We start from the raw sequence: 6,656 nt of genomic DNA, 5'->3' as shown, positions 1-6,656 counted from the left end.
CGGAATCCGGCTGACCGAGGACGCGGTCCACAAGCTCGACACGGACTTCTCCCCGGCCAACGCCGCCGACGTGCTGACGTTCCTGTCCCGGACCGCCGGTCCACCCGCTTCCAGACGAACTCCAGCAGCGCCGAGGCCGCCACCGCCACCGCGACCGCCGTCCAGGGCATCACGACCCCGACCAGCTTGAGCGCGAAGAAGCTCTGGAGCGCGGGCACCGCGAGGACGAGCAGGAAGGCCACACCCATCGCGGCCACCAGGGTCACCCGCCACCAGGTGTAGGGGCGGGCGATGATCGCCAGGACCCACATGGAGACCAGGAACAGGGTCAGGGTGGCCGCACTGGTCTCCGCGTCCAGCTCGCCGGGCCCGCCGTAGTAGTGCCGGGCGACCAGATACGTCACGAAGGTCGCCGCCCCGGCCACCACGCCGCCCGGGACCGAGTACCGCATGACTCTTCGCACGAAGTGCGGCTGCGCCCGCTCCTTGTTGGGGGCCAGCGCCAGGAAGAACGCCGGGACGCCGATGGTGAGGGTGGACAGCAGGGTGAGGTGCCGGGGCAGGAAGGGATACTCGACCCGCCAGCACACCACCAGCACCGCCAGCAGCACCGAGTAGACCGTCTTCACCAGGAACAGGGTCGCCACGCGCGTGATGTTGCCGATCACCCGGCGGCCCTCGCCGACCACCGACGGCAGGCTCGCGAAGCTGTTGTCCAGCAGCACGATCTGCGCCACCGCCCGCGTCGCCTCCGAGCCCGAGCCCATCGCCACACCGATGTCGGCGTCCTTCAGGGCGAGCACGTCGTTCACCCCGTCGCCGGTCATCGCCACCGTGTGCCCGTGCGACTGGAGCGCGCCCACCATGTCCCGCTTCTGCTGCGGGGTGACCCGCCCGAAGACCGTGCCCGCGTCCAGCGCGTCCGCCATGCCGGTCCGCTCAGCGGGCAGCTGCCGCGCGTCCACCGCCGTACCGTCCAGCCCCAGCTTGGCCGCGACCGCGCCGACCGACACCGCGTTGTCACCGGAGATGACCTTGGCCCGTACGTTCTGCTCCGCGAAGTAGCGAAGGGTGTCGGCCGCGTCCGGCCGCAGCCGCTGTTCCAGGACGACCAGGGCGGTGGGGCGGGCGCCCTTGGCGGGCGCCGGGTCGTCCAGGTCGCGGCTCGCCCGGGCCAGCAGCAGGACCCGCAGCCCTTGTTCGTTGAGGCGCTCGGTTTCGGCCAGTGCCGGGTCCTCGGGGCCGAGCAGCACGTCGGGGGCGCCCAGCAGCCAGCTGCTGGTCTCGCCGTCGCCCTCGCTGAACGCCGCCCCGCTGTACTTGCGCGCCGAGGAGAAGGGGAGCGACTCGACGCAGCGCCACTCCTCGTTGTCGGGGTAGGCGTCGATGATCGCCTGGAGGGAGGCGTTGGGCCGTGGATCGGACTCGCCGAGCGCGCCCAGCACCTTGCGCACGTACGTCTCGTCGGCGTCGCCCAGCGGCCTGAGGCCCGTGACGTCCATGCCGCCCTCGGTGAGCGTGCCGGTCTTGTCCAGGCAGACGGTGTCGACGCGGGCCAGACCCTCGATGGCCGGGAGCTCCTGCACGAGGCACTGCTTGCGGCCCAGCCGGATGACCCCTATCGCGAAGGCGACGGAGGTGAGCAGCACCAGCCCCTCCGGGACCATCGGGACGATGCCGCCGACCGTGCGGGCCACGGCGTCCTTGAGGCCGTTGTTCTTGACCACGAGCTGGGTGACGACCAGGCCGATCGCGGCCGGGACCATCATCCAGGTGACGTACTTGAGGATGGTGGAGATGCCGCTGCGCAGTTCGGAGTGGACGAGCGTGAAACGGGAGGCGTCCTCGGCGAGCTGGACGGCGTAGGCCTCCCGGCCGACCCTGGTCGCCTTGAAGGCGCCCCCGCCGGCGACGACGAAGCTGCCGGACATGACCGGGTCGCCGGGGCGTTTGACCACCGGGTCCGCCTCGCCGGTGAGCAGCGACTCGTCGATCTCCAGCCCGTCGGCCTCGGCGCACACCCCGTCCACGACGACCTTGTCCCCGGGACCGATCTCCATGAGGTCGTCCAGCACGATCTCGTCGGTGCCCACCTCGGTGGCGACGCCGTCCCGCCGTACCGTCGGGCGGGCCTCCCCGATCACCGCGAGCGAGTCGAGGGTCTGTTTAGCCCGCCACTCCTGGACGATGCCGATGCCGGTGTTGGCGAGGATCACGAAGCCGAAGAGGCTGTCCTGGATCGGCGCGACGAACAGCATGATCAGCCAGAGCACGCCGATGATCGCGTTGAACCGGGTGAACACGTTCCCCCGGACGATCTCCCCCAGCGACCGGCTGCTGCGCACCGGCACGTCGTTGACCTGCCCATGCGCGATGCGTTCCGCGACCTGGGCCCGGGTCAGCCCGGCCGAGGGGCTCACCGGCAGGGCCACCGGATGCACAGGATCGAGTTCGGCACCCGCGTCGATGTGCGTCATGTATTCGACGGTACGTGGGGTTCGTCCACCCGCCCACCCGACTTCGGCCGGTGCCCCCGCCCGCCGGTGGGGCCGGTCAGCCCTGTCCGGCCGACGCCGTTCTCGGCGCGGCCGCCGCCCGCTTGATCGCCGCGTCCCGCCTGCGCACGTACCAGACGCCGATCAGCCCCAGCCCGCCCCCGGCCAGGCAGGTCCACAGCCACCACAGGTGGCCGTGGTCGTGGAACCAGCCGTAGAAGGGGAGCTGTACGAGGAAGAGCACGAACCACACGATCGTGCCGCCGGTGATGGTGGCGACCACGGGGCCCTCCAGGGGCTCTGGCGCCTCGTGCTTGAAGGATCCCGAAGAAAGTCCAGCCATGGCAGACAGCTTACGAGGCGATCAGGTCTACGCGCGGAGATAGCGATCTAGCACTCATACGTTCATACTGAAACCGTTTGTCTTTGACCACTTCTGCTCGTATGAAACTCCAACAGGGCTCGGGGGAACCCTGTCGGTGATGAGGTTTCGCATGTCCACCTCGGCACTCGCCAAGGCGCCCACCCCCGAGAAGCCGGGCGGTTCGCCCGCCAGTGGCGCACTCGACCGCTTCTTCAGGATCTCCGAACGGGGCAGCTCCGTCGCCCGGGAGATCCGCGGCGGTTTCGCCACCTTCTTTGCGATGGCGTACATCATCGTGCTGAACCCGATCATCCTGAGCAGCGCGAAGGACATGTACGGGCACCACCTGAACAGCGGCCAGCTGGTGACGGCGACCGCGCTGACGGCCGCCTTCGCCACGCTCCTGATGGGTGTCATCGGCAACGTGCCGATCGCCCTCGCCGCCGGCCTCGGCGTGAACTCGGTCGTCGCCCTCCAGCTGGCGCCCCGCATGTCCTGGCCGGACGCGATGGGCATGGTCGTACTGGCCGGCTTCGTGGTCATGCTGCTGGTGGCCACCGGTCTGCGTGAGCGCGTGATGAACGCGGTGCCGTTCGGTCTGCGCAAGGCGATCTCGATCGGTATCGGCCTGTTCATCATGCTGATCGGCCTGGTCGACGCCGGGTTCGTCACCCGTATGCCGGACGCCGCCCAGACCACCGTCCCGCTCCAGCTGGGCACGGGCGGTCACCTCGTCGGCTGGCCGGTGCTGATCTTCATCCTGGGCGCGCTGCTGACCTTCGCGCTGATCGTCCGGAAGGTGCCGGGCGCGATCCTGATCTCCATCGTCGGCATGACCGTCCTCGCGATGATCATCAACGCGGTCGCCAAGGTCACGTCCTGGGGCCTGACGGTCCCGAAGTGGCCGGGCAACCCGGTCGCCACCCCCGACTTCGGTCTGGTCGGCAAGTTCAGCCTCTTCGGCGGCTTCTCCAAGGTCGGCGTGCTGACCGGCATCCTGTTCGTCTTCACGGTCCTGCTGTCGTGCTTCTTCGACGCGATGGGCACGATCATGGGCATCAGCGACGAGGCCAGGCTGACCGACGCGCAGGGCTACATGCCGGGCATCAACAAGGTCCTCTTCGTCGACGGCCTCGCGGTCGCGGCGGGCGGCGCCAGCTCCTCCTCGGCCACCACCGCGTTCGTGGAGTCCACCGCGGGTGTCGGCGAGGGCGCCCGCACGGGCCTCGCGAACGTCGTCACGGGCGGCCTGTTCGCGGTGGCGCTGTTCCTCACCCCGGTCGCCACGATGGTCCCGTCCCAGGCGGCCACCCCGGCGCTGGTCGCGGTCGGCTTCCTGATCCTGTCGAACTCCATCACGGAGATCGACTGGGCCGACTACACCATCGCGATCCCGGCCTTCGTGACGATGCTGATGATGCCGTTCACGTACTCGATCACCAACGGCATCGGCATGGGCTTCATCACCTTCACGATCATGCGCCTGGTCGCCGGCCGCGGCCGGGAGATCCCGGTTCCGATGTACGTGGTGTCGGCGGTCTTCGCCTTCTACTACCTGATGCCGGCCCTCGGCCTCACCTGAGCCCTCAGGTGACCCCGTAGAACCTCTCCGTCTCCTCGACGGCGGCCTGGAACCGTTCGTCGAAGTCGTCCCGAATGAGCGTGCGGACCACATAGTCCTGCACGCTCATTCCCCTTCTGGCCGCGTGGTGCCGGAGCCTTTCGAGCAGCTCCCCGTCCATCCGCAGGCTGAGCACAGTGGTCCCCATGGCTACGAGGGTCGCCACATCCGGCCGTCCCGCGCGTCACTTTCCGGAGCCGACTCACTCGTACGGGTGATCGTTGGGTTCAGTGGCGGGCATCACGGGCCTTCAGGTGTGTCGCGGTGGTCTTTAGCCAGAGTAATGAGTTACTCTAAGGAACATGCCGGACCTCACCCATGGCGACGATGCCGCCGCCGTGAACGCCCTCCGCTCCGCCGTGATGCGGTTGTCCCGTCGGCTCAAGCACCAGCGGGTCGACGAGTCGCTGAGCCCCACCGAGATGTCGGTGCTCGGCACCCTGGCCCGCTGCGGCTCGGCCACGCCGGGCGAGCTGGCCCGCAAGGAGCATGTCCAGCCGCCGTCGATGACCCGCATCGTCGCGCTGCTCGAAGCCAAGGGACTGGTCCGGCTGGAGCCGCACCCGGAGGACCGGCGCCAGAAGGTCGTCACCCAGACCGAGCAGGCCGAAGTCATGCTCGAGGAGAGCCGCCGCAAGCGCAACGCGTTCCTGGCGGGCCTCGTCGAGGGCCTCGACGAGGACGAGTGGGCCAAACTGCGCGCCGCCGCCCCCGTGCTGGAGAAGCTCGCACACCTGTAAGCCCACCTATGGAGGAGGCGACCCTTTGAGTACGGGATCCGGAGCAGCTTCCGCCCCCGCACCGACCGCCCCGACTACCCCCGTTCCCCGCGGGTCCTCGATGTTCAGCTCGCTGAGGATCAGGAACTACCGCCTCTTCTTCCTCGGCCAGGTCGTCTCGAACACCGGCACGTGGATGCAGCGCATCGCGCAGGACTGGCTCGTGCTGAGCCTCACCGGCTCGTCCGCGGCCGTCGGTATCACCACGGCCCTGCAGTTCCTGCCGATGCTCCTGTTCGGCCTCTACGGCGGCGTCCTGGTCGACCGCCTGCCCAAGCGCCCGGCGCTCCTGGTCACCCAGGCGTCGATGGCCGTCACGGCGCTCGCGCTCGCCTTCCTGACCCTGACCGGTCACGTCCAGGTCTGGCACGTCTACGTCGCCGCCTTCGCCGTCGGTCTGGCGACGGTGGTCGACAACCCGGCCCGTCAGTCCTTCGTCTCCGAGATGGTCGGACCCGAGCAGCTGCAGAACGCGGTCAGCCTGAACTCCGCGAACTTCCAGTCCGCCCGTCTGGTCGGCCCGGCCGTGGCCGGCGTCATGATCACCGGAGTGGGCACCGGCTGGGCGTTCCTCGCCAACGGGCTGTCGTTCGCGGCGCCCATCGCCGGACTGCTCCTGATGCGCGCCCGCGAGCTGCACGTCGTCGAGCGCGCGCCGCGCGGCAAGGGCCAGCTGCGCGAGGGCCTGCGGTACGTGGCGGGGCGTCCGGAGCTGATCTGGCCGATCGTGCTCGTCGGCTTCATCGGCACCTTCGGCTTCAACTTCCCGGTGTGGCTGTCGGCCTACGCCAACGGCGTCTTCCACGCCGGCGCCGGCGCCTACAGCCTCTTCAACACCCTGATGGCCGTCGGCTCCCTGTGCGGTGCGCTGCTGGCCGCCCGGCGCGGCACGGCCCGGCTGCGCATCCTGATCGCCGCCGCGACCGCCTTCGGCGCGCTGGAGATCGTGGCCGCGCTGGCCCCGCAGTACTGGCTGTTCGCGCTGCTCATGGTCCCGATCGGGATCTGCGGCCTCACGGTGAACGTCACCGCGAACACCGCCGTGCAGATGGCCACCGACCCGGCCATGCGCGGCCGGGTGATGGCCCTGTTCATGATGGTGTTCATGGGCGGTACGCCGCTGGGCGCGCCGGTCGTCGGCTGGATCACCGACACCTACGGCGCCCGGATCGGCTTCGCGCTCGGCGGTGTCGTCTCCGCCGCGGCGGCCGCTGTGATCGGCCTGGTCCTGGTCCGCATCGGCGGTCTGCGGCTGAGCGTGGGCTGGCACCGCGGCCACCCGCAGGTCCGCTTCGTCGCGCGGGAGGAGCTGGCGACGGCGGCGTGAGCGCCGCCGCCCGGAGGGCCCCCTACCGGACCCTCCGGGCCAGCACCTGCCCCGGCCACCGGTCCGCGCC

The 6,656-nt window shown here is 69.8% G+C and carries 6 protein-coding genes; 3 read left to right on the top strand and 3 right to left on the bottom strand.

What is annotated here, in order from left to right; genetic code table 11:
* Positions 1-2,477, bottom strand: a 2,477-nt coding sequence (locus ACWEN3_RS38070) for an HAD-IC family P-type ATPase (RefSeq protein WP_452980798.1), incomplete at its 3' end; no start/stop codon positions are given.
* A gap of 76 nt (positions 2,478-2,553) precedes the next feature.
* Entirely contained in the window at positions 2,554-2,838 is a 285-nt protein-coding gene (locus ACWEN3_RS38065; protein ID WP_452980795.1) for a DUF2530 domain-containing protein, read from the bottom strand.
* Positions 2,839-2,989: 151 nt separating this feature from the next.
* Here ACWEN3_RS38065 and ACWEN3_RS38060 point away from each other — a divergent pair, with 151 nt between their 5' ends.
* The gene (locus tag ACWEN3_RS38060; protein ID WP_452980792.1) at positions 2,990-4,441 is read left to right on the top strand and encodes an NCS2 family permease; all 1,452 of its coding nucleotides are present in this window, start codon (positions 2,990-2,992) and stop codon (positions 4,439-4,441) included.
* A gap of 4 nt (positions 4,442-4,445) precedes the next feature.
* On the opposite strand, the gene ACWEN3_RS38055 is transcribed toward ACWEN3_RS38060, so the two are convergent.
* A complete protein-coding gene (locus ACWEN3_RS38055; protein ID WP_452980800.1) occupies positions 4,446-4,628 on the bottom strand; it encodes a ribbon-helix-helix protein, CopG family in 183 nt (60 codons plus the stop codon).
* A 154-nt stretch (positions 4,629-4,782) separates the two neighbouring features.
* Between ACWEN3_RS38055 and ACWEN3_RS38050 the strand changes: the two genes are divergently transcribed.
* Positions 4,783-5,220, top strand: coding sequence for a MarR family winged helix-turn-helix transcriptional regulator (locus ACWEN3_RS38050; RefSeq protein WP_452980791.1), 438 nt, complete (start codon positions 4,783-4,785; stop codon positions 5,218-5,220).
* Positions 5,221-5,245: 25 nt separating this feature from the next.
* A complete protein-coding gene (locus ACWEN3_RS38045; RefSeq protein ID WP_452980788.1) occupies positions 5,246-6,586 on the top strand; it encodes an MFS transporter in 1,341 nt (446 codons plus the stop codon).
* The last annotated feature ends 70 nt before the right edge of the window (positions 6,587-6,656 follow it).

The organism is Streptomyces sp. NPDC004561, assembly GCF_053602155.1.
Note: the sequence above shows the minus strand (reverse complement) of the source record. Positions and strands in the feature narration are given on the sequence as shown.